Below are 20810 nucleotides of genomic sequence, written 5' to 3'. Positions count from 1 at the left end.
CACGATAACGGGCAGTATCCGTTCTCTCGAGGAGGAGCGATCGTGGCCGCCACGGACGTCGAACTCACCACTGACCAGCACGTCACCACGGTGGACCCTGCTGAGGTTCCGTCGGCGGCCTGGGGTTGGAGCGGTGAATCGCGCACAACCTTCCGGGTGGCCGCGGTGGTCGTGATCATCGCACTGCTCGGAATGTTGATCGGCAATCATTCGGGCCGGGTCGAGAACCTGTACCTGGTCGGGTTCGCGGCCGCGTTGGCCGGGATTCTCATCTACGACGTGATCTATCGACGTAAACCGCGCTGAACTGCGGTTTCGCCTATATCTCCGACTGTGCCGGGTGTCGCCGGGGTGACATCCCGGTGACGCTGCGGTGCCGGTTGCCGGTGTAGTCCATGTCTCGGCGGCGCGCCCCCGTGGCGGGACTACACTCGGCACCGACCGGCCGGACCAGGACGAAAGTAGGCAGCCGAAAGTGACCAGCACAGTCGGATTGGGGATGCCGACCGCACCGGTGGCGGTGCTCGCGCCGCGGCGCAAGACCCGTCAGCTCATGGTGGGTGGTGTCGGCGTGGGCAGTGACCACCCGATCTCCGTGCAGTCGATGACGACGACCAGAACGCACGATGTGAATGCGACCCTGCAGCAGATCGCCGAGCTCACGGCATCGGGCTGCGATATCGTGCGGGTGGCGTGCCCGCGGCAGGAAGATGCCGATGCACTGCCCATCATCGCGAAGAAATCCCAGATCCCGGTGATCGCCGATATCCATTTCCAGCCGCGCTATATCTTCGCTGCCATCGATGCGGGATGTGCGGCCGTGCGAGTGAACCCGGGCAATATCAAGGAATTCGACGGGCGCGTGAAAGAGGTCGCCAAGGCGGCCGGGGACGCGGGTATCCCGATCCGGATCGGTGTGAACGCCGGATCCCTCGACAAGCGGATGATGGCCAAATACGGCAAGGCCACCCCGGAGGCGCTGGTGGAGTCGGCGCTGTGGGAGGCGGGCCTGTTCGAGGAGCACGGTTTCGGCGATATCAAGATCTCGGTCAAACACAACGATCCCGTGGTGATGGTCGAGGCCTACCGGCAGCTGGCGGCGCAGAGCGACTATCCGCTGCATCTCGGCGTCACCGAGGCCGGCCCGGCCTTCCAGGGCACCGTGAAATCCGCTGTAGCGTTCGGTGCGCTGCTGAGCGAAGGGATCGGCGATACCATCCGGGTCTCGCTGTCCGCGCCGCCGGCCGAAGAGGTCAAGGTCGGCGGGCAGATCCTGCAATCGCTGAACCTGCGCCCCCGCAAATTGGAGATCGTGTCCTGCCCGTCCTGCGGGCGGGCGCAGGTCGACGTGTACACCCTGGCCAACGAGGTCACTGCCGGACTCGACGGGCTGGAGGTACCGCTGCGGGTCGCGGTCATGGGCTGTGTGGTCAACGGTCCCGGCGAGGCCCGGGAAGCCGACCTGGGCGTGGCCTCGGGTAACGGAAAGGGGCAGATCTTCGTCAAGGGTGAGGTCATCAAGACCGTGCCCGAGGCGCAGATCGTGGAAACCCTCATCGAGGAAGCCATGCGGATTGCCGAGGAGATGGGTGCGGACGCCGGCACCGGTGAACCGGTCGTCAGCGTGGGCTGATCGGCCCGCGCTCTCGGCTCGCGGCCCCCGCGAGCCGAGAGCTGATGCCTCGGTGGTACCGGCGCGGTACACGCTTTCGGGATATCCGTATCGTGTGGCCGCACTTCATGGCAGGCTGTACTAGGTGCGGAGTCTGCTGGAGCCGGCCCGGGGCGCGAAATACGTTCCCGCGCGTCAGCTCGCCGAGCGGGACCTGGGACAGGTACTCAGGGTGCTCGACGAGGATCCGGTGGCGGCCTGTATGGTCGCCGCCCGGCTACAGGAATACGGTCTGGACAACCGGTACGGTCAGGGCGAATTGTGGAGCCACGGCGGACCGGCCGAATCGCTGTGTTTCTCCGGTGTCAACCTGATCCCGTTGCGGGGTGACCGCGCGGCGCTTCGCGCCTTCGCCGACCGCGCGCTGCGCTGGCCCCGAATGTGTTCTTCGGTGGTGGGCCGCCGGGAACTCGCGCTACCGCTGTGGGAGATGCTCGCCGATCACTGGGGCCCGGAGCGGGAGCTGCGTGCCGACCAGCCGCTGCTGGCGCTCACCGGCACCGCACTCGCGGCCGCAGACCCGGAGGTCCGGCAGGTGCGTCCCGGCGAGCTGGACCGTTATCTGGCGGCCGCCATTGCCATGTTCATCGAAGAGGTGGGGGTGGATCCGCGGGCCGGTGACGGCGGCCGCGGTTACCGGCGCCGGGTGGCCGGTCTGATCGAGGCCGGCCGGGCCTGGGCCCGGTTCATCGACGGCGAGGTCGCCTATAAGGCCGAGGTGGGGGCGATGTCCCGGCGTACCGGGCAGATCCAGGGTGTGTGGGTCCATCCGGAGCACCGCGGGCGGGGGCTGGGGACTGCCGGAACGGCGGCGGTCGCGAATGCGGTGGTCGCCACCGGGCGGACGGCGAGCCTGTACGTCAACGACTACAACGAGATCGCCCGGCGGGCCTACCGGGCGGTCGGGTTCCGGCAGATCGCGACCTTCGCCACGGTCCTGCTGGACTGAGCGGGTCCGATCCGGCCTGACCGGGTCCGGCAGGATCCGGTGCGCCGCAAGTGAACACCGGGCCGGGGTCGCTACGATCGGGCGCGATGACGATCCGTCCGGTACTCGTATTCGCGGTCGCGGTGCTCGCTTTCGCCACGACCGCCTGCTTCGGGGGGTCCTCGGGGCCGATCACCGCGGCCGACGGTTTCCTGGCGGCCTTCGCGGCCCACGACCTCGACGAAGCCGCCGCGCGCACGACCCGTCCGGAGAAAGCCGGGCCCGCACTCGTCTCCGTCTGGGAGGAACTCGGGGCCGAGGAGCTGCGTGCCCGGTCCGGCGCGGCCCGGATCTCCGGTGATACCGCCACCGTCGACTACACCTACGAATGGCGGCTGGCCGGTGGGCGCAGCTGGTCCTATACCGGGCAGCTGCCGCTGGTGCGCAGTGGTGGCGGGTGGACGGTGCGGTGGAGTGGTTCTGCCGTGCACCCCCGGCTCGGCGATACCCAGACCATGGCATTGTCGGTACGTCAGGCGCCGGGTGCCCGGGTGAACGAGCAGTCCGGTAGTGATGTGCTGATACCGGGCACGGTTTCGCGGGTGACCTTCGATGCCGCCGAAAGCGACGAACCGCAGCAGGTGGCGGCGGCGGTTTCGCGGGCGCTGATCGATATCGACGACCGGCTGACTCCGCAGCGCATCCTGGATTCCGCCCGTGCCGCCGACGGCGTCTACACGGTGATCGTGCTGAACGACACCGAGTTCGCCCGGGCCGGGCCGCAGCTCATCGGCCTGCCCGGGGTACGGGTCACCCAGGAGTGGGATCTGACCCCGGCCGACCGGAAGTTCGCTCCCGATCTGATGGCACAGGTCCGGCAGGCCGTGATCGACGATGTGCACGGCCGGGCCGGCTGGCGCGTGGTCGCCCGGAACGAGGGTGGTGCGGAAACCGGCGTGCTGCACGAGGTGGCGGCGCAGCCGGTGCCGTCGTTCACCTTGAGCGTGGATCGGCAGGTGCAGAACGCCGCGCAGCGGGCGGTCGACGGCCGCCGGGAACAGACGATGATGGTGGTGATCGAACCGTCCACCGGTGGCATCCTCGCTGTTGCGCAGAACGCCGCCGCCGACCGTGACGGCCCGGTGGCGACCATCGGCCAGTATCCGCCCGGGTCGGTATTCAAAACGGTGACCGCCGCCGCCGCGATCTCCGGTGGCCTGGCTACGCCGGACACCGTCGTCGCGTGCCCGAGCGCAATCACGATCGGCGAGCGCCTGATTCCGAATTACAACGGTTTCACGGTCGGGAACGTCGCATTGTCGACCGCCTATGCGCGTTCCTGTAATACGTCGTTCGCGAAATTGGCCAGCCAATTGCCGGCCGCCGCGCTTTCGGAGGCGGCGGCCACTTTCGGTGTCGGCCCGGATTACGTGATTCCCGGTTTGCCGACCTATTCCGGTTCGGTACCCGTTTCCGAAGACCGCACACAGCGCACCGAGGACGGAATCGGGCAGGGCCGGGTTGTGGTCAGCCCCTTCGGTATGGCGATGCTGGCCGCGGCGATTGCCCACGGCAGCGCGCCGACCCCGTATCTGATAGGCGGTCGCGAGACCGTCGTCGACGGGCCGCGACCGGTACCGGATCCGGCGGTCGTGCGTGGCCTGCGGGCGATGATGCGGGAGGTGGTCCTGACCGGAACTGCCAACCGGATCGCCGACCAGGGGGCGGTGTTCGGCAAAACCGGTGAGGCGGAGGTGGCCGGCGGTTCACATTCCTGGTTCGTCGGCTATCGGGGCGACCTCGCCTTCGCGACGTTGCTGGTCAAGGGTGGTAGTTCCGATAACGCCGTCGCGGTGACGCGCGAGATGCTGACGGCTCTTCCCGACGGCTACTGACTACGTGGCCGTGACCCGATCACGGGCCGGTCGCGACAGTGCCGGTGCCGGTGGCATAACGATGACCGGTATCGGTATCCACCGGATCGCTGACCCGTGCGGGCGCGACAACCGAAACGGCCCGGTCGGAGACCGGGGCCGACGCGGCGGTATCGGTGCCGAGGATTTCGACCACCCCGGTGCCGCCGAGAATCAGTCCGGCGGTGATGAGAGCAACGGTGGAACGCTTCATATCCGGCTCCCTCCGATTCAGAGGTTCGACTGCTGGCGAGCTCGGGTGGCACCTGGGCGACCGAGCCCCGCATAAGAGTTTTCTGAAGGTTTGCTGCTCAGGTCAACCTAAGCCGGGATCACGCATCGAGACAAGATGGAAAGCTGCAGAAAATTGGCGATGGGCAAATCGTGACCCGCGCCCGGAAATCCGTGACGTTTTCGTTATGCCCAGTTCAGATCTTCTGTAAACTCGCGGCGAGATGATCCTGTAGAGGGAGGCCCACGGCGCCCATCTGCAAGGTGTAGTCGATAACCTCGCCGTGCATATGAATGGTCCGGCTGAGTGCGGTCACCGTTTTGGCGGTACTGCTCAGGCCGATCGCGGTGGACTCGAGCTCCAGGCGGATCTCCGCGTCGGCCAGGGTGAGTTTGCCCTCGCAGATCTCGGTGATCCCCGTGGGGTGGGACAGGATGAGTTCCACCCGGTCCGGGCCCGGGCAGCGCAGGTAGCCGGTCTCCACATGCAAGGGGCGGTTGTCGTCGGCGTGCCGGGTGCGCTGCCGGTAGGTCAGGAAGGGGCGGCCGAGATGACCGAAGGTGATCTCTTCGAGATAGCCGAACGGCTCGATGGTGGGGTAGTCACCCTGCCCGGCGCCGCGCCAGGTCCCGAGGAGGCCGGCCAGCGGCGCGATGGCGGGATGCGGGGCGGCGGGTGTCTGCGGTTCGGCCACGGCGCACAAGAATAGACCCTCACCGGTCGATCGGATACATCCGATCCGCTCCTCCGCGCGCCGCCGGGACGTTTCCGGGGGCAGTTACTTGTTCTTGCGGCGGCCGAAGGGCCACAACGAGCGGGTGCGGCGCCTCGGCAGGGCCGCGTAGACCATGGTCATCTCGGCGAAAACACCGGCCTCCCGTTCCCGGTCGTCGCCGAAATCGTCGCGGCCCAGGATCTGGGTGATCGACCCCGGGGCGATGGTCGCCAGCGCGTCCAGCAACGCCGGGTTGAGGGCGCCGATCGAGATCCGGGTGATATCGGCGTCCTCGGAGCCCGGGCCGCCGTGACCGAGCAGCATATGGCCGATGGCATGCAGCACGATATGGTCGGCGTTGCGGCCGGACGCCGAAGCGTCGTAGACGATGATGTCGTCGTGTTTACGCGCGATCCACAGCCCGTTGCCGTTGCACCCCAGTTCGGCCAGCGCCGAGCGATGCGCCGGCTGCAATGAGATCGGCCGCTTGCGATACGCGGCCACTTCGGCGAGGTAGGTGTTGAGATCCCACGGGCTGGGGAGGGGCACCGACCCAGCCGCATCGCCGAATCTGGCGTCCATGCTTGTCATCGGCGAATACGTTACCGATCGCACGCGCGCTCGTCACTTCAGCGATTTCCGGCTTCTGTTGCCCCGCCCGTCGGCCGAGGCTACCGGATATCGACCTCGGGCCCCAGTGGTTTCACGTTGTGCGGTTTGTTCCACAACGCCGTCAGTGCCCACAGCAGCACACCCACCGCCAGTAGAATCCCGGCGATCAGGTACTGCTGCGGGTTGCGATCGGTGAACGGTGTGGCCAGATAGGCGCAGCACACCGCGCCGAGCACCGGTAGCGGTGTCGGGGTGCGGAAATGCTCGTGGCCGACCCGGTCGCGGCGCAGCACCAGGACGGCGACATTGACGATGGTGAAGACCACCAGCAACAGCAGTGCGGTGGTGCCGCCGAGTTCGGGTACCTCGCCGACGAACAACAGCAGCCCGAGCGCCACCAGGGTGGTGAAGATGATCGCGATGTACGGGGTGCGGCGGCTCGGATGCACCCGGCCCAGCGAGCGGGGGACGACCTTGTGCTTGGCCATACCGTAGAGCAAGCGGCTGGCCATCAGCATGTTGATGAGCGCCGAATTGGCGACCGCGAACATGGTGATGAAGGCGAAGATCTGGGTGGGGAATCCGGGGGCACCGATCTCCACTACCTGCAGCAGCGGCGTATCGCCTTCGGAGAGTTTGTCCGGCGGTACGAGGGCCACCGCGGTGATCGACACCACGACGTAGATGGCTCCGGTGATCAACAGGCCGGTGAGCAGGATCTTGGGAAAGATCCGGCTCGGCTCCTTGGTCTCCTCGGCCATATTCACCGAATCCTCGAATCCGACCATGGCGTAGAAGGCCAGGGTCGTCGCGGCGATCACGCCACCGAATGCGGAGCGGTCACCGGTGTCGAATTCGACGATCCGCCCGAAGTCGCCGTTGCCGAAACCCAGCGCCCACAGTCCGATACAGATCACGATCAGTAGCCCCGAGAGCTCCACACAGGTGAGCAGAACGTTCGCTTTCACGCTCTCGCCGACCCCGCGCAGGTTGATCGCCGCGACCAGAGCCATGAAGGCGAGCGCGATCAGAGTGAGGACCAGACCGTTCGCGCCGTCGAACTCGAAGGCCTCGGCGAAATTCGCCGCGAATGCCTTGGCCGCGGTGGCCGCCGAGGTGATACCGGAACTCATCACGGCGAAGGTCACCATGAAGGTGAGGAAATGGATGCCGAACGCCTTGTGTGTGTACAGCGCGGCGCCCGCGGCCTGCGGATACTTGGTGACCAGTTCCAGGTAGCTGAATCCGGTGATCATGGCGACCCCGAAGGCGACCAGGAACGGTACCCAGACCGCGCCGCCGACCTCGCCGGCCACCCGGCCGGTCAGGGCGTAGATACCGGTGCCGAGAATATCGCCCACGATGAACAGCAACAGCAGCCACGGGCCGATGACGCGCTTCAGTTCGGGCTGCTCCGGATCGGTCCGGGCGGTGACGTCTGACAAGGTCGCCTCGCTCCCGCAGTGACCGGTGTGTACCGGTGATCGGACAGATGCGCCTTGTATACCCGTTCAGCGGGCCCGCGATGCCCGTACCGCGCCGAATCGCGCGAAATGTCCGCCTCAGCTCATGGATTCGGCGGCCTCGGCGATCATCACCGCGGAATCCCGGGGGCTCAATGCCATCGCGCGCAGTTGGTCGAACATGACACCGAAGCGGCGGATCTCGGAATGGCCTTCGATCAGTTCGTCACCGGAAATGCGCTCGACATAGACCAATTCGGGGTCGCTGGGGTCCGGGAAGTCGAGGATCGTGAAGGATCCGGCCATACCCGGGTGTGCGCCCGCGTCGAACGGCAGGATCTGCAGGATCACGTTTTTGCGTTTGGTCGCCTCGCACAGGCGCCGTAACTGGCCGCTCATGACCTCCGGGCCGCCGACGACGCGGCGGATGGCGGCCTCGTCCAGCACGACCCACAGTTCGAGTGGTTCGTCCTTGGCCAGCACCGCCGCCCGGTCCATCCGGGCCCGCGCCCGGCGTTCCAGGTCGGAGGCCTCCAGTTTCGGCATGTAGGTGTCGATCACCGCCGTGGCGTACTGCTCGGTCTGCAGCAGTCCGGGAATGAACGAGGTCTGGTAGTGCCGGGCAGACAGCGCCACCGATTCGAAATTGATGTACGCGGCATAGACCTCCGAGAGGCTGGCCTCGTACGGCCGCGACATTCCCGGCTTCTGTGCGTCGGAGAGTAGTTCCAGTGCATCCTGGCGCCGCTCCGCGTCGATACCGTAGAGGTCCAGCATCGTCATCAGCGTGCGGCGCTGCGGGCGGGCCTGGGCGGTTTCGATCCGGTACAGGGTGGTCACGTTGATCCCGGTGCGGGCGCTGACCTCTTCCTTGCTGAGCTCGGCGTCTTCGCGCATCTCCAGCAACAGCACCGAGAGCCGGCGCAACCCCGCCGTGAGGACGGTGCGTTTGCCTGCCATGTCATCCCTTTCGACCAGTGCCATATCCGATGGGCGGTGGCCCCGGTTCGCGACGGCCGCATGCCCTGTGGTGCTGCCACCATAACGAGCGGCCGGAACCGAGGTGATCGGCAGTGTCGTACGGGCGGTACCTGCCGGCGGAAGCTTTCGAGAACAGACAACTTCCGGCGGAGATGGCAAATGCGTGGCAATCTTTCATAGGTGGGTGTGGCGCTGTCTCCGCGCGGCTCCGCAACGCCGGACTGTGTATGCGCGGAACGGTCTGGGACAGCGCGGGCTTCGTGGGGGCCTTGTCGGTGGTCGCCACGGCCGGGCGCCTGCATGCGGGCACCATAGGGATGCGTATGGTGCCGGGAGTGTCGTGCGGATAGGTCTCGGCACGGTTGCGATGTGGTCGCGTAACGCGTTGTCCCGACTGGTGATGCGGTGTCGGCGGGTATCGTTCGGCGCGGCGGGGATTCGGGCCGCCGGCGGGAACGAGCTTGGCGGGTAAGCGTTTTCGGTGGGACCGCGGTGAGCTTCCGCGAAGAGGATCGTTAGGCTTGCGCACAACGCTGTTCGCAACATTGCATACCGAAGTCTTGTGTTCTTGCATCTGTAAGAGCATGATCCAGCTAGCCTTGTTGTGAACAACGATCCGATGTCCGGGATTACCGAATCGAGAGTCGATCATGTTGGTACAGAGTGTGATGGTGCCGGGTGAGTCCGAGGGGTGCAGATGAGTGCGCCCACGCTGGGGACCCTGCCGACAGCGCCACAGTTGCTGTGCGCCTTTCAAGGGCGGCGGGCCCAGGACCGGGTGCTGCTACGTTTCGCAACTGCGCTCGTCGAACTGCACAAGCGCCGGGCGCATGTCCGGGATCTGGCGGAGATAGCCGAAATAGACGGCCGCCGAAGCGAACTCGTGAACGATATCAACGACTGGATCGTCCGCAAGATGCCGCAGCACCGCCACGGCGCCTCGCTGCACACCGAAAGTCTGGGTGCGGTGATCGATCGCATGGCACACAGCTGGGTCGCGGCGAATCAGGCCATCGAAGCCGACGGTGTCCGCAGTGACCGCACCCACCGGCACTGGTACCACCTGGCCGAACTCGTGGACGGGTACACGGATTTGATCGCCGAGGTGGCCGGTGGCCGCCGCCGGCTACCGGTCCAGTAGCGGGGCGCAGCGGACCGCCCGGCTGTCCAGTCCGATGAACGCGAAACCCCTTGCGGTGGGTCCGGGAACCCCCGCGAAATGTCGAATGGCCTAGACCCAACGGTGAGTCGGTGGCGAATACTCGGTTACCCGGGTGGTGTAGGTCAATTGGAGGTAGGTTCTGCCATGATTCACACGGATGGCGTCGCAACCGTATCGGCGCCGGAAGACCTCCGTACCCAGGTGCGGACGCCCAGCGGCGTAGCACTGTCGAAGGTCTATCGGGTACGCGCCGAAATCGACACGATGCTCGACGAGCTACGCCCCGGCGACCGGGTGCCCGCCGAACGCGAACTGGCGGGCCGGTTCGGGGTCGCGCGCGAAACCGTCCGGCACGCCCTGCGCGACCTCGCCGTCGAAGGCCGTATCCGCAGGCAGGGCCGTGGCACGGTACTGGCCCGGCCGAAGGTCGTCCGGCCGCTGGCCCCCGAATCCGCCGGGGAAGAGGCCGCCGGAGTGGTGCGCCGGTTGCTGTCCTGGGAGGACGGTATCGCCGACGCCGAGGTCGCACGTGATCTCGAACTGGCGCCGCATACACCCATCATGACCCTCGAACGGCTGCTCTTCGCCGACGGCGACCCGATCGCGCTGGAACGTATCGATCTGTCGCTGGACCGGTTCGGCTGGCTGCGCGCGGCATTCGACCCGCTGAGTTCGCTCGCGACGACCATCGGCGATTCGGGCGTGGAATACGCGGGCGCCACCGAGCGGATCGAAACCGTCCTCGCCGCGCCCCGGGAGGCCGGGCTGCTCCGGTGCCGGCCGGCGGTGCCGTTGTTCCGGGTGGTCCGGCGCGGTATCGACACCCAGGGCCGGCCGATCGAACGGGTGGCCGCGCTGTACCGCGGTGACCGGGTCGCCTTCGAGGTCCGTACGGGCGGCCGGACCCGCTGAGCGGAGGCTCCTGCGGCGGCGGTATGCGGCCGGGGGAACGTTCCCGGCGACCCGCCGGCCGGCGCCGACTACTCTTGAACCATGTCCGTGCGTACCCGTCAGCCGCTGCTCCCCGGAACCCCCACCCCGATACGCGAGGTTCCCCGCGCCATCGAACGCCCGGAGTACGTGTGGAAGGAAACGGCCCGCGAAGGCTCCGAACCGTGGGTGCAGACGCCCGAGACCATCGAGAAGATGCGGATCGCCGGCAAGATCGCGGCGCAGGCCCTGGCCGAGGCCGGTAAAGCGGTCGCGCCGGGGGTCACCACCGACGAGCTGGACCGGATCGCGCACGAATACATGTGCGATCACGGGGCCTACCCCTCCACCCTCGGTTACAAGGGGTTCCCCAAATCGTGCTGCACCTCGCTCAACGAGGTGATCTGCCACGGAATCCCGGACAGCACCGTGGTCGAGGACGGCGATATCGTCAATATCGATGTCACCGCCTACATCCACGGGGTGCACGGCGATACCAATGCGACCTTCCTCGCCGGTGATGTGGACGAAGAGGTGAAGCTCCTGGTGGAGCGCACCGAAGAGGCCACCATGCGGGCGATCAAGGCGGTGCGTCCGGGCCGGGCGCTCAATGTGATCGGCCGGGTGATCGAGTCCTACGCCAACCGTTTCGGCTACGGCGTGGTGCGCGATTTCACCGGGCACGGGGTCGGGCCTACCTTCCACAGCGGCCTGGTGATCCTGCACTACGACCAGCCCGCCGTCGACTCCGTCATCGAGCCCGGGATGACCTTCACCATCGAACCGATGATCAACCTGGGCGGTATCGACTACGACATCTGGGACGACGGCTGGACCGTGGTCACCAAGGACCGTAAGTGGACGGCGCAGTTCGAGCACACACTGGTCGTCACCGATACCGGGACCGAAATCCTGACGCTGCCGTGAGCGCCCCCGGCGGGGCGCTGCTGGTCGCCGGGACCACCTCCGACGCCGGTAAGAGCGTGCTGGTCGCCGGGATCTGCCGGATGCTGCGCCGCCGCGGGGTGCGGGTGGCGCCGTTCAAAGCCCAGAACATGTCGAACAATTCCGTCGTCACCCTGGACGGCGGCGAGATCGGCCGGGCCCAGGCGCTGCAGGCGCAGGCCTGCGGGCTCGAACCGAGTGTGCGATTCAATCCGGTGCTGCTGAAACCCGGAAGCGACCGGCGATCGCAACTGGTGGTGCGCGGCCGGGCCACCGATACCGTGAGCGCCGCGGACTACATCACCCATCGCACCCGGCTGCGGGCGGTGGTGGCCGCCGAGCTCGCGGCGCTGCGGGCGGAATTCGATGTGGTGATCTGCGAAGGAGCGGGATCGCCCGCCGAGATCAATCTGCGGGCCACCGATCTGGCGAATATGGGTCTGGCGCGGGCGGCCGAACTGCCGGTGCTGGTGATCGGCGATATCGACCGCGGCGGGGTGCTGGCGCATCTGTTCGGCACCCTGGCCGTCCTCGAACCCGAGGATCAGCGGCTGATCGCCGGATTCGTGATCAACAAGTTCCGCGGCGACGTGGATCTGCTACGGCCCGGTCTGGACCAGTTGGCGGCCCTGACCGGCCGGCCCACGCTCGGTGTGCTGCCGTACCGGGACGATCTCTGGCTCGATGCCGAGGATTCGCTGGGCAGTGTCTCCGGGGCGCAGATCGGTCGTCCCGGGCCGGCTGTCGGCGGTGAATGGCTCAGCGTGGCCGCGGTGCGGCTGCCGCGGATCTCCAACTCGACGGATGTGGAGGCACTGGCCTGCGAACCGGGGGTCGCGGTCCGCTGGGTGACCGAAGTGTCCCAGCTCGTGGCCGCCGATCTGGTGGTCGTCCCCGGGAGCAAAGCCACCGTCGATGACCTGGACTGGTTGCGGCGCACCGGGATCGCCGAGGAGCTGCGGCGGCGTGCGGCCGCCGGCCGCCCGGTACTCGGGATCTGCGGCGGCTATCAGATGCTCGGGCACCGCATTCTCGATCCGGTGGAATCCGGGGCCGGTGCCGTCGACGGACTGGGGCTGCTGGATATGGACGTCGAGTTCGCGCCCGAGAAGGTGTTGTGCCGGACCGCTGCCGTGGGTGCGCCGATGCCGCGGGGTGGGGAGCCGGCGGGTACGGCGGGGGTCGTGGCGAGCGGTTATGAGATCCATCACGGCCGGATCCGGCGTACCGCCGAGACACCGTGGCTGCACGTCACCGGCCGGACCGCCCCCGGCGCGGGCGACGAGCTCACCGATGCGGCCGCCGCCGAGCCGTCGGCCGAGGGCGCCGTGCGCGGGGCCGTATGGGGCACACATCTGCACGGTCTCCTCGAATCCGACGAATTCCGCCGGACCTGGCTGACCCAGGTCGCGCGGGCGGCCGGACGGACCGGTTTCACCGTCGCCCGCGGGACACGGGTGGCCGCGGTACGGGCCGCCCAGCTCGACCTCCTCGCCGACCTCGTCGCCGAAAACCTGGACATCTCCCGGCTGGAGCGACTCCTGGCCGAGGGAGTGCCCGCCGACCTGCCGGTCGTCGAATCCGCAGTGGGCGCACTTTCGCGAATCGGCTGATCGCGGGGCGGTGTACGGCCCGAGGTCGCTATGCGGTCACGCGTTACGATCCTCGCGCTCTTTACGGGGAGTACTCCAACGGCGCCGGTCGGCGGTGTAGCGTCAAGCGTCATGGAATCTCGGCGCATCGCGGTCGGTGACCGGGACTGGACGGTGCGGGTGGACGGTCCGGTGACCCAGCACAGTGTGCTGCTGTTCCCCGACTCCGGCGATCCGCCGGAGGTCTATGACCGGGTATGCGCCCGGTTGCACAGTTCCGATCTGCGGACCATCGTGTTCGAAACCGTCACCGGCCTGGACCTCACCGGCGTCTACGCGGTCCTGGACGATCTCGGGGTGCCCTGGGCGAATGTCGCAGGACGGGGGGCGGGCGCCAGTGTGGCGTGGCAGGTCTGCGCGAAGGGGTTCGGGCGGTTCGTGAGCCTGATCGTTGCCGATCGCGGGCATCCGGCCGTCCCCGATGAATCCGGCGAGGTGCTGGAGGCCGGGTGCCCGGCCGTCGAACTGCCGACCACCGTCCTGGTGACCAAAGGGCTACCGCGTTCGGTCGCCGACAGCTCCGGGCGTCACGTGTACGGCGAGTTCCGGGTGGTCGATCTCGATGTCGACAATGTGGCCGACGAAGCGGACCAGGAATTCGCCACCGAGATCGTGTTGCGCACCAGTATGTGGTGACGCCCGGCCTGCGGCGGTACGGCAGTTAGGCGGATGTACCCGGGCGGTGGGTTGCGAGCCAGTCCAGCCAGCTGTCGAGTTCCCGGAAAGCCTCCGTGCGCGGCTCTTCGGCGGACAGGAAGACATCGTGACGGGCCCCGTCGATCGGGACGATGGTGGTGCGATCACCCAGGCAGCCGGCCCAGCGTTGAATCTGGGCCACATCCAGGACCGCGTCGGCGACGTCGACGGCGGGTCCGTATTCGCGGGCGAACTGCGTGAGTTTGGACCGCAACAGCAGCGCGGGCACACCGATATCGAGGCCGCGGTGCAGCCGCGCCTGGCCCAGGCGGATCGCACGCAGCCAGCCGGCCCGCACCGGGAAACCCTGCCGCGGCTTCCAATCCAGGTCGTAGTCCCATTCGCCGGCGACGCTGTGGTGCAGGCTGTCACCGTAGGCACTGGATTTGCTCAGCGGCAGTGCCGACTTCGCCCGGAACCGGCCCACCGTATTGATCAGCTGTGTGCCGACGGTGCGCACATACGCCGGTCCCTGCAGATCGAACCACGGACTGTTCAGGACCAGCCCGCTGATTCCGGCCGCCGCCGTGCCACCCGCGCGCTGCAGCCGATCCAGCCACAGCGATGCCACCAGGCCGCCGGTCGAATGTCCCATGACCAGCACCTCGCCCTGTGTTTCCGCGGCGATCAGACGGAGCGATTCGTTGAGTTCGCGGTCGTAGAGCGCGAGGTCGCCGATGAAGTGCGGGGTCTGGTTCGCGCGCAGCGAGCGGCCGCATTTGCGCAGATCCAGCGCGTAGAACCGATGACCGCGCGCGGTCAGATGTTCGGCCACATGCCGCTGGAAGAAGTAGTCGGTGAACCCGTGCAGGTACAGGACAGCCGCGGCCGTGCCGGTGGCGCTGGAATCGACCGTGCCGGTGGCGCCGGAATCGGGGAGATGGCGGACCAGGGTGGCGACGATCTCGCCTTCGCCGTCGGGGTCGGTCCCCAAGTCCAATGTGCGGTATTCGTACCCGTCACCGAGTACATCCGGCTGCCAGGTTTCGGCCGGTCCCAGCGTACTGCCGGCGGCCGGGGTTTCGTTCGTCACGGCTCCAATCTAGGCGCACCTCCGCCGCCGCTCCGGTCCTGCGCGTCGTTATCCGGCATTCCGCCCCCGCGCCGTCCGTGATCACGACGATCGCACCGGCCCGGAGCAGCCCGAGACCCATCGGTACCTCGTGCCCGGATATCTCCGATTCGTGGAGCCGGATGTATCCGCGCGGCCCGGCCTCCACGGCTGGTCGGTCCGGTCGCGGAGTACTTCCGGCCGCGCCGCGGCGGTGTACCGGTACTGGTCCGAGGGTGCGCCCCGCTCGGGCTCGGCGTCGCTCCGGCTCTACGCGTGGCGTGCCGGCGTTTCGCCGCAATGCCGCACGGCCGCGGGCCGGCGGCTCTCCCGTGTTTCGCTCTGCTCCGGTTGCGCGTGTCGAACGTGGCGGTGTCCGGTTCGCCGCGGTGCCGCTCCGGACTCGGCGTATCGCCTGTTCGCGCCGGCCGGCCGCGGCGATGAGTTCGGTCGGTGGCAGTCCGGTCGGTGGCGTCGGGTCCGCGGCAGCACCCGGCCAGGGACCGGCGTACCTCGGCGTTCGTTCCCGGCCGTGCGGGCCCGCGAATGGTTGTGCGCGACGGTGTTAATTGCGCCACTGGCTTCCGGCGACCGCGCCGCTCGGGGCGCCGGGAGAGAGGAATCTAGGTCACAATCGCCGCCCTGGCTGCGGATTCCGCGCGTGTCGAGGTGCACAATTAGCAGTAGTGAACGGCGGGTAACCTACATTCGGCCGCGCCCGAACAGACTCGTCGCCGTCCGTGAACAACTGCATATGCGCCCGTGCCCCAGCGGACCACATCCCGGTCGGGAATGTGTGCCCCGCGCACCAGGACAAGGAAGTCGAACACCCGTGCCGAACGTTGCCCAGACTGAAAAGACCGATGTAGTCCTCATCGGTGCCGGCATCATGAGCGCCACCCTCGGCGCGCTGCTGCGTCAGCTGCAGCCGGACTGGTCGATCACGGTGTTCGAACGGCTGGATGCCGCCGCGGCCGAGAGCAGCGACCCGTGGAACAACGCCGGCACCGGGCATTCCGCGCTGTGCGAGCTCAACTACAGCCCGCAGAAACCGGACGGCTCGGTCGATATCGGCAAGGCCGTCGATATCAACGAGCGGTTCCAGGTATCGCGGCAGTTCTGGGCCTACGCGGTTGAGAACGGAATCCTCGGCGACCCGTCCCGGTTCATCAACCCCATCCCGCACGTGAGTTTCGTCCACGGCGCCGCCGACGTCGAATACCTGCGCAAACGCTACGAGGCGCTGGCCCGGCATCCGCTGTTCGCCGGGATGGAGTACATCGACAGCCCCGACGAGTTCGCCCGCCGGCTGCCGTTGATGGCCCGGGGACGCGATTTCTCCGATCCGATCGCCCTCAACTGGACCGACAGCGGCACCGATATCAACTTCGGTTCGCTGACCAAGGAGCTGCTGGCCCATATCGGCGCCACCGGCGGGGAGATCGCGTTCGGTAACGAGGTCCGGAATCTGAGCAAACAGCGCGACGGCAGCTGGAAGGTGACGGTGCGCAATACCCGCACCGGTCGCCGCCGCACCCTGATCAGCAAGTTCGTCTTCGTCGGTGCGGGTGGCGGGGCGTTACCGCTGCTGCAGAAGTCGGGGATCAAGGAAATCAGCGGGTTCGCCGGATTTCCGGTGTCGGGCCAGTTCCTGCGCTGCACCAATCCCGAACTGGTCGGCCAACACGAGGCGAAGGTGTACGGGAAGGCCGCCGTCGGCGCACCGCCGATGTCGGTTCCGCACCTGGACACCCGCGTCATCAACGGCAAGCCCGGCCTGCTGTTCGGCCCCTACGCCGGCTGGACCCCGAAGTTCCTGAAGGACGGCAGCAATGCCGACCTGTTCAAATCCATCAAACCGGGCAACCTGGCCCCGATGCTGGGGGTCGGTGTCACCGAGCTGGGCCTGGTGAAGTACCTGGTCACCGAGCTGATGAAATCGCAGGCGGGCCGGGTGTACACGATGGAGGAATTCATCCCGCGCGCCGAGGGCCGCGATTGGGAGCTCATCACCGCCGGGCAGCGGGTGCAGACGATCCGGCGTAAGGGCGCCGGCGGTGTGCTCGAACTCGGCACCGCCGTGATCGCCGCCCAGGACGGGACCATCGCGGGTCTGCTGGGCGCCTCGCCGGGTGCCTCGACCTGCGTGACCGCGATGCTGGACGTGCTCGAGCGGTGTTTCCCGACCGAGTACGCGTCCTGGACGCCCAAGCTGAAGGAAATGGTCCCCTCGCTCGGCGTCAAGCTCTCCGAGAATCAGGCGCTGTTCGGGGAGGTCTGGGACTGGACCGGGAAAGCTCTGCAGCTCACCGGCACCGGGGCGCACGCGGTGCTGCCCGCCGGAGCCTGACCGGGTCCGCACGAGCGTTCGGCACGGCCCACGGGACACGGTCCCGTGGGCTTTTCGTGTTCGGCTGTCTGCCGGATTCGTCCGCCCGGGGGCATTCGCGTGCATCTCGCGCCGAGGTGTGATAGCAAGGCGCGATGATGTCAACGGTTGCACTCCGACGGTCATGGGCGCAGGATCTCGATACCGCCACCCTGTACGAGCTGCTGAAGCTGCGTGTCGAAGTGTTCGTCGTCGAGCAGAAATGCGCGTACCCGGAGCTGGACGGCCAGGACCTGCTGCCGGAGACCCGGCACCTGTGGCTGGACGACGAGGGCGAGGTCATCGCGACCCTGCGGCTGCTCGAGGAGCACGACGACGGAGTGAAATCCTTCCGGATCGGACGTCTGTGCACGGCCGTGGAGGCCCGCGGGCACGGGTACACCACCCGGCTGCTGCAGGCCGCGCTCGCCGAGACCGGTTCGCATACGGTCCGGTTGAACGCGCAGACCTACCTGATCGACCTGTACACCAAACACGGTTTCGAGGTCGCGGGTGAGGAGTTCATCGAGGACGGTGTCGCGCACGTACCGATGCGCCGCGGGTAGTCCGGATTGCGCCGTGCCCGCCGTAACGCTGGGGCGTCGGGAACGTGCCGTGTCCGGTGGGCTCGCTACACCCGGGAGGCGCCTTCCGGAGAGAGGTGGGCGGAACCAGCCACCGACCGGGCGGTGCCGGCCGTCGGTACCCGCAGAGCCCGGGTAGGGGAGGCCCAGGTGTGATCCGGCACGATTTAGAGTGGGGCCGTGTCCTCTACCGAAATCGCCCGGCCCGCACACCGCACTCGTACCGCTGCCGGCGGGGAGAGTGAGGCCGGCTTCCCGTTCTCCGCCGTGATCGGCCAGGAACAGTTGCAGCTCGCGCTGATCTTGTGTGCGGTGCATCCGGGAATCGGCGGTGTGCTGGTGCGCGGCGAGAAGGGGACCGCGAAATCGACGGTGGTACGCGCGCTGGCGCGGTTGCTGCCGCCGGTGGTGGACGAATCGGGTGCGCGGCCGGCGCGGCTGGTGGAACTACCGGTGGGCGCCACCGAGGACCGGGTGGTGGGATCGCTCGATCTGGAACGCGTGCTGCGCGACGGCGAACAGGCGTTCCGGCCCGGTCTGCTGGCCGCGGCCCATCACGGCGTGCTGTACGTGGACGAGGTCAACCTGCTGCACGATCACCTGGTCGACGTGCTGCTCGATGCGGCGGCGATGGGCCGGGTGCATATCGAACGCGACGGGGTCTCCCATTCGCATCCGGCCCGGTTCGTGCTGGTCGGCACCATGAACCCGGAGGAGGGCGAGCTGCGTCCGCAGCTGCTCGACCGCTTCGGTCTCACCGTCGATGTGACCGCCTCCCGTGACGTGGACGTCCGGATGGCCGTGGTGCGGCGCCGCTTGGACTACGAGGCCGACCCGGCCGGTTTCGCCGCCGCCTACGCGCCCGCGGACGCCGAGATCGCCGACCGGATCCTCACCGCCCGCGACCGGCTGCCCGGCACCGCCCTCGACGATGTGGAACTGCGCCGGATCGCCGCCGTCTGCGCCTCCTTCGACGTGGACGGGATGCGCGGGGACCTGGTGGTCGCCCGCACTGCCACCGCCCACGCCGCCTGGTGCGGGCGCGATGCCGTCACCGCGGACGATGTGCGGATCGCGGCCGAATTGGCGCTACCGCATCGGCGCCGCCGGGATCCGTTCGACGAACCGGGGATCACACCCGAACAGCTGGACGAGGCGATGAATGACGCCGCGGACCAGGCCGACCGGCCCGAATCCCCTGAGGAGCAGCGCGGCGAATCGGATACCGGGTCGCCGGGCGACGGCCCCGGCGCCGGAGAGCGGCCCGACGACGACCCGGACGGTCCCGGTGGCGGTGCGGGGCAGCCGGACGACGATCCCGACGGCCCGGGCGGCGGACAGCCGACGGCCGAATCCGGCGAGGACCCAGGGAAACCGGGTAGCTCGGCGGGTAGCGGACAGGCCTCCACCCCGGTCGCGGCCGCGGTCCGGCCACCGCGCTGGGAAGTTCCCGGGCTGGGGGAAGGCGCCCCCGGGCGTCGCTCCCGCGCCCGCACCCGGCAGGGCCGCGTCGTCAATACGCTCGCCGATCTCACCGGCGGCCTGCATCTGCTCGGCACACTGCAGGCCGCGGCGCCGCAACAGTGGGCGCGCGGTCGCCGGACCGGACCGTTGCGGCTGGCCGCCCCCGACCTGCGCGGCGCCTATCGAGAAGGACGGGAAGGCAATCTGGTGGTGTTCGTGGTGGACACCTCCGGTTCCATGGCCGCCCGAGACCGGCTGTCGGCGGTGACCGGTGCGGTCGTCACCCTGCTGCGCGACGCCTACCAGCGGCGCGACAAGGTCGCGGTGATCGCGGTGCGGGGTAGCGTTGCCGAACTCGTCCTGCCCCCGACCTCGTCGACCGATATCGCGGTACGCCGCCTCGCCGGCCTGCGTACCGGCGGGAAAACCCCGCTCGCCGCGGGACTGCGGAAAGCCCACGAAGTGGTGCGCCGGGAACGTGTACGCGATCCGCGCCGCCGGCCGATGCTGGTACTGCTCACCGACGGCCGCGCCACCGGCGGAACCGACCCGGTACCGCGGGCCCGGGCGAGCGCGGCCCGGCTGGCGCGCGACGGTATCGCCTCGATCGTCATCGACTGCGAACGCGGCATGGTGCGGCTCGGTCTGGCGGCCGAATTGGCGGCGGTATTGCGCGGCACCGTTGTCCGGTTGAGCGAGCTCACCGGTTCGGCCGTCGCCGATACAGTCCGGGCGGGTGCGTCCGGGAACGGCGCCCGGGCGGCGTGACCGCTACCGCCCAGCCACTGCGAAAACCGATGAGACCGAGGAGTTCACATGCCCAAAGGGGTGCCGGAGAATGTGCCCGACGACGGGCTGACCACACGCCAGCGGCGCAATCAGCCGGTGCTCGCCGTCCACACCGGTCCGGGTAAGGGGAAGTCCACCGCGGCGTTCGGGATGGCGTTGCGGGCCTGGAACCAGGGCTTCGATCTCGCGGTCTTCCAGTTCGTGAAAAGCGCCAAATGGAAGGTCGGGGAAGAGGCGGTCTTCCGTGAGCTGGGCCGGTTGCACGAGGAAACCGGTGCCGGCGCGCCGGTGCAGTGGCACAAGATGGGTGAGGGCTGGTCGTGGAGTCGTAAGGCCGGGACCGAAACCGATCACGCCGCCGCCGCGCTGGCCGGGTGGCGCGAGATCGCGCGCCGGTTGCAGGCCGAGGAACACCGCTTCTATGTGCTGGACGAATTCACCTACCCGCTGAAATGGGGGTGGGTCGATGTGGACGAGGTCGTGGACACCCTGCGGCAGCGGTCCGGCCACCAGCATGTGGTGGTGACCGGGCGGGACGCCCCCGCCGCTCTGATCGAGGCCGCGGACCTGGTCACCGAGATGACGAAGGTACGCCATCCGATGGACGCGGGGCGTAAGGGGCAGCGAGGCATCGAATGGTGAGCTCTACCGGC

Annotated in this window: 19 protein-coding genes; 13 read left to right on the top strand and 6 right to left on the bottom strand. The window is 68.1% G+C overall.

Annotated elements, in window-relative coordinates; translation table 11 throughout:
• The first annotated feature begins 42 nt into the window (after window positions 1–42).
• The 4 genes from QH196_RS29290 to QH196_RS29275 all read left to right on the top strand — a co-directional run bounded on the left by QH196_RS29290 (window position 43) and on the right by QH196_RS29275 (window position 4495).
• On the top strand, window positions 43–306 hold the full coding sequence (locus QH196_RS29290; RefSeq protein ID WP_280419082.1) for a DUF2631 domain-containing protein: 264 nt from the start codon (window positions 43–45) through the stop codon (window positions 304–306).
• A 169-nt stretch (window positions 307–475) separates the two neighbouring features.
• Window positions 476–1633, top strand: coding sequence for a flavodoxin-dependent (E)-4-hydroxy-3-methylbut-2-enyl-diphosphate synthase (ispG, locus tag QH196_RS29285; protein WP_280419081.1), 1158 nt, complete (start codon window positions 476–478; stop codon window positions 1631–1633).
• Between the two features lie 124 nt (window positions 1634–1757).
• Complete coding sequence (locus tag QH196_RS29280; protein ID WP_280419080.1) at window positions 1758–2621, top strand: GNAT family N-acetyltransferase; 864 nt, start codon at window positions 1758–1760, stop codon at window positions 2619–2621.
• An 86-nt stretch (window positions 2622–2707) separates the two neighbouring features.
• Complete coding sequence (locus tag QH196_RS29275) at window positions 2708–4495, top strand: penicillin-binding transpeptidase domain-containing protein (protein WP_280419079.1); 1788 nt, start codon at window positions 2708–2710, stop codon at window positions 4493–4495.
• 19 nt (window positions 4496–4514) lie between these two features.
• Here the strand turns inward: QH196_RS29275 and QH196_RS29270 are convergent, their stop codons facing one another.
• The 5 genes from QH196_RS29270 to QH196_RS29250 form a co-directional block, all read right to left on the bottom strand.
• Window positions 4515–4727: a hypothetical protein gene (locus QH196_RS29270; protein WP_280419078.1), complete on the bottom strand. Its 213-nt coding sequence runs from the start codon at window positions 4725–4727 to the stop codon at window positions 4515–4517.
• Between the two features lie 214 nt (window positions 4728–4941).
• Window positions 4942–5439: a peroxynitrite isomerase gene (locus QH196_RS29265; protein WP_280419077.1), complete on the bottom strand. Its 498-nt coding sequence runs from the start codon at window positions 5437–5439 to the stop codon at window positions 4942–4944.
• 84 nt (window positions 5440–5523) lie between these two features.
• Window positions 5524–6051, bottom strand: coding sequence for a hypothetical protein (locus tag QH196_RS29260; protein ID WP_280419076.1), 528 nt, complete (start codon window positions 6049–6051; stop codon window positions 5524–5526).
• 80 nt (window positions 6052–6131) lie between these two features.
• Complete coding sequence (locus QH196_RS29255; protein ID WP_280419075.1) at window positions 6132–7517, bottom strand: APC family permease; 1386 nt, start codon at window positions 7515–7517, stop codon at window positions 6132–6134.
• Window positions 7518–7634: 117 nt separating this feature from the next.
• Window positions 7635–8495, bottom strand: a complete 861-nt coding sequence (locus tag QH196_RS29250; RefSeq protein ID WP_280419074.1) for a helix-turn-helix domain-containing protein — start codon at window positions 8493–8495, stop codon at window positions 7635–7637.
• Window positions 8496–9297: 802 nt separating this feature from the next.
• On the opposite strand from QH196_RS29250, the gene QH196_RS29245 reads away from it, so the two are divergent.
• The 5 genes from QH196_RS29245 to QH196_RS29225 all read left to right on the top strand — a co-directional run bounded on the left by QH196_RS29245 (window position 9298) and on the right by QH196_RS29225 (window position 13841).
• Window positions 9298–9657, top strand: coding sequence for a DUF4254 domain-containing protein (locus QH196_RS29245; RefSeq protein WP_280419092.1), 360 nt, complete (start codon window positions 9298–9300; stop codon window positions 9655–9657).
• 165 nt (window positions 9658–9822) lie between these two features.
• Complete coding sequence (locus QH196_RS29240; RefSeq protein ID WP_280419073.1) at window positions 9823–10590, top strand: GntR family transcriptional regulator; 768 nt, start codon at window positions 9823–9825, stop codon at window positions 10588–10590.
• A gap of 81 nt (window positions 10591–10671) precedes the next feature.
• A complete protein-coding gene (map, locus tag QH196_RS29235) occupies window positions 10672–11535 on the top strand; it encodes a type I methionyl aminopeptidase (RefSeq protein ID WP_280419072.1) in 864 nt (287 codons plus the stop codon).
• A complete protein-coding gene (locus QH196_RS29230; RefSeq protein ID WP_280419071.1) occupies window positions 11532–13166 on the top strand; it encodes a cobyric acid synthase in 1635 nt (544 codons plus the stop codon). The genes map and QH196_RS29230 overlap by 4 nt, the downstream gene beginning before the upstream one ends.
• 111 nt (window positions 13167–13277) lie before the next feature.
• On the top strand, window positions 13278–13841 hold the full coding sequence (locus QH196_RS29225; RefSeq protein WP_280419070.1) for an alpha/beta hydrolase: 564 nt from the start codon (window positions 13278–13280) through the stop codon (window positions 13839–13841).
• Between the two features lie 25 nt (window positions 13842–13866).
• On the opposite strand, the gene QH196_RS29220 is transcribed toward QH196_RS29225, so the two are convergent.
• On the bottom strand, window positions 13867–14934 hold the full coding sequence (locus QH196_RS29220; RefSeq protein ID WP_280419069.1) for an alpha/beta hydrolase: 1068 nt from the start codon (window positions 14932–14934) through the stop codon (window positions 13867–13869).
• 907 nt (window positions 14935–15841) lie between these two features.
• Between QH196_RS29220 and mqo the strand changes: the two genes are divergently transcribed.
• The 4 genes from mqo to cobO all read left to right on the top strand — a co-directional run bounded on the left by mqo (window position 15842) and on the right by cobO (window position 20799).
• Entirely contained in the window at window positions 15842–17302 is a 1461-nt protein-coding gene (gene mqo / locus QH196_RS29215; RefSeq protein WP_432279573.1) for a malate dehydrogenase (quinone), read from the top strand.
• Between the two features lie 134 nt (window positions 17303–17436).
• A complete protein-coding gene (locus QH196_RS29210) occupies window positions 17437–17886 on the top strand; it encodes a GNAT family N-acetyltransferase (protein WP_033241405.1) in 450 nt (149 codons plus the stop codon).
• A 213-nt stretch (window positions 17887–18099) separates the two neighbouring features.
• Window positions 18100–20136, top strand: a complete 2037-nt coding sequence (locus QH196_RS29205) for a VWA domain-containing protein (RefSeq protein WP_280419091.1) — start codon at window positions 18100–18102, stop codon at window positions 20134–20136.
• Between the two features lie 48 nt (window positions 20137–20184).
• Window positions 20185–20799 carry a cob(I)yrinic acid a,c-diamide adenosyltransferase gene (gene cobO, locus QH196_RS29200; protein ID WP_280419067.1) on the top strand — a complete coding sequence of 205 codons (615 nt, stop codon included), beginning with the start codon at window positions 20185–20187 and terminating at the stop codon, window positions 20797–20799.
• Window positions 20800–20810 lie beyond the last annotated feature (11 nt).

This window comes from Nocardia carnea, assembly GCF_029868325.1.
In the GTDB taxonomy this organism is placed as follows: Bacteria; Actinomycetota; Actinomycetes; order Mycobacteriales; family Mycobacteriaceae; genus Nocardia; species Nocardia carnea_C.
The sequence above is the reverse complement of the archived record's forward strand: the minus strand, read 5'-3'. Positions and strand labels throughout refer to the sequence as shown.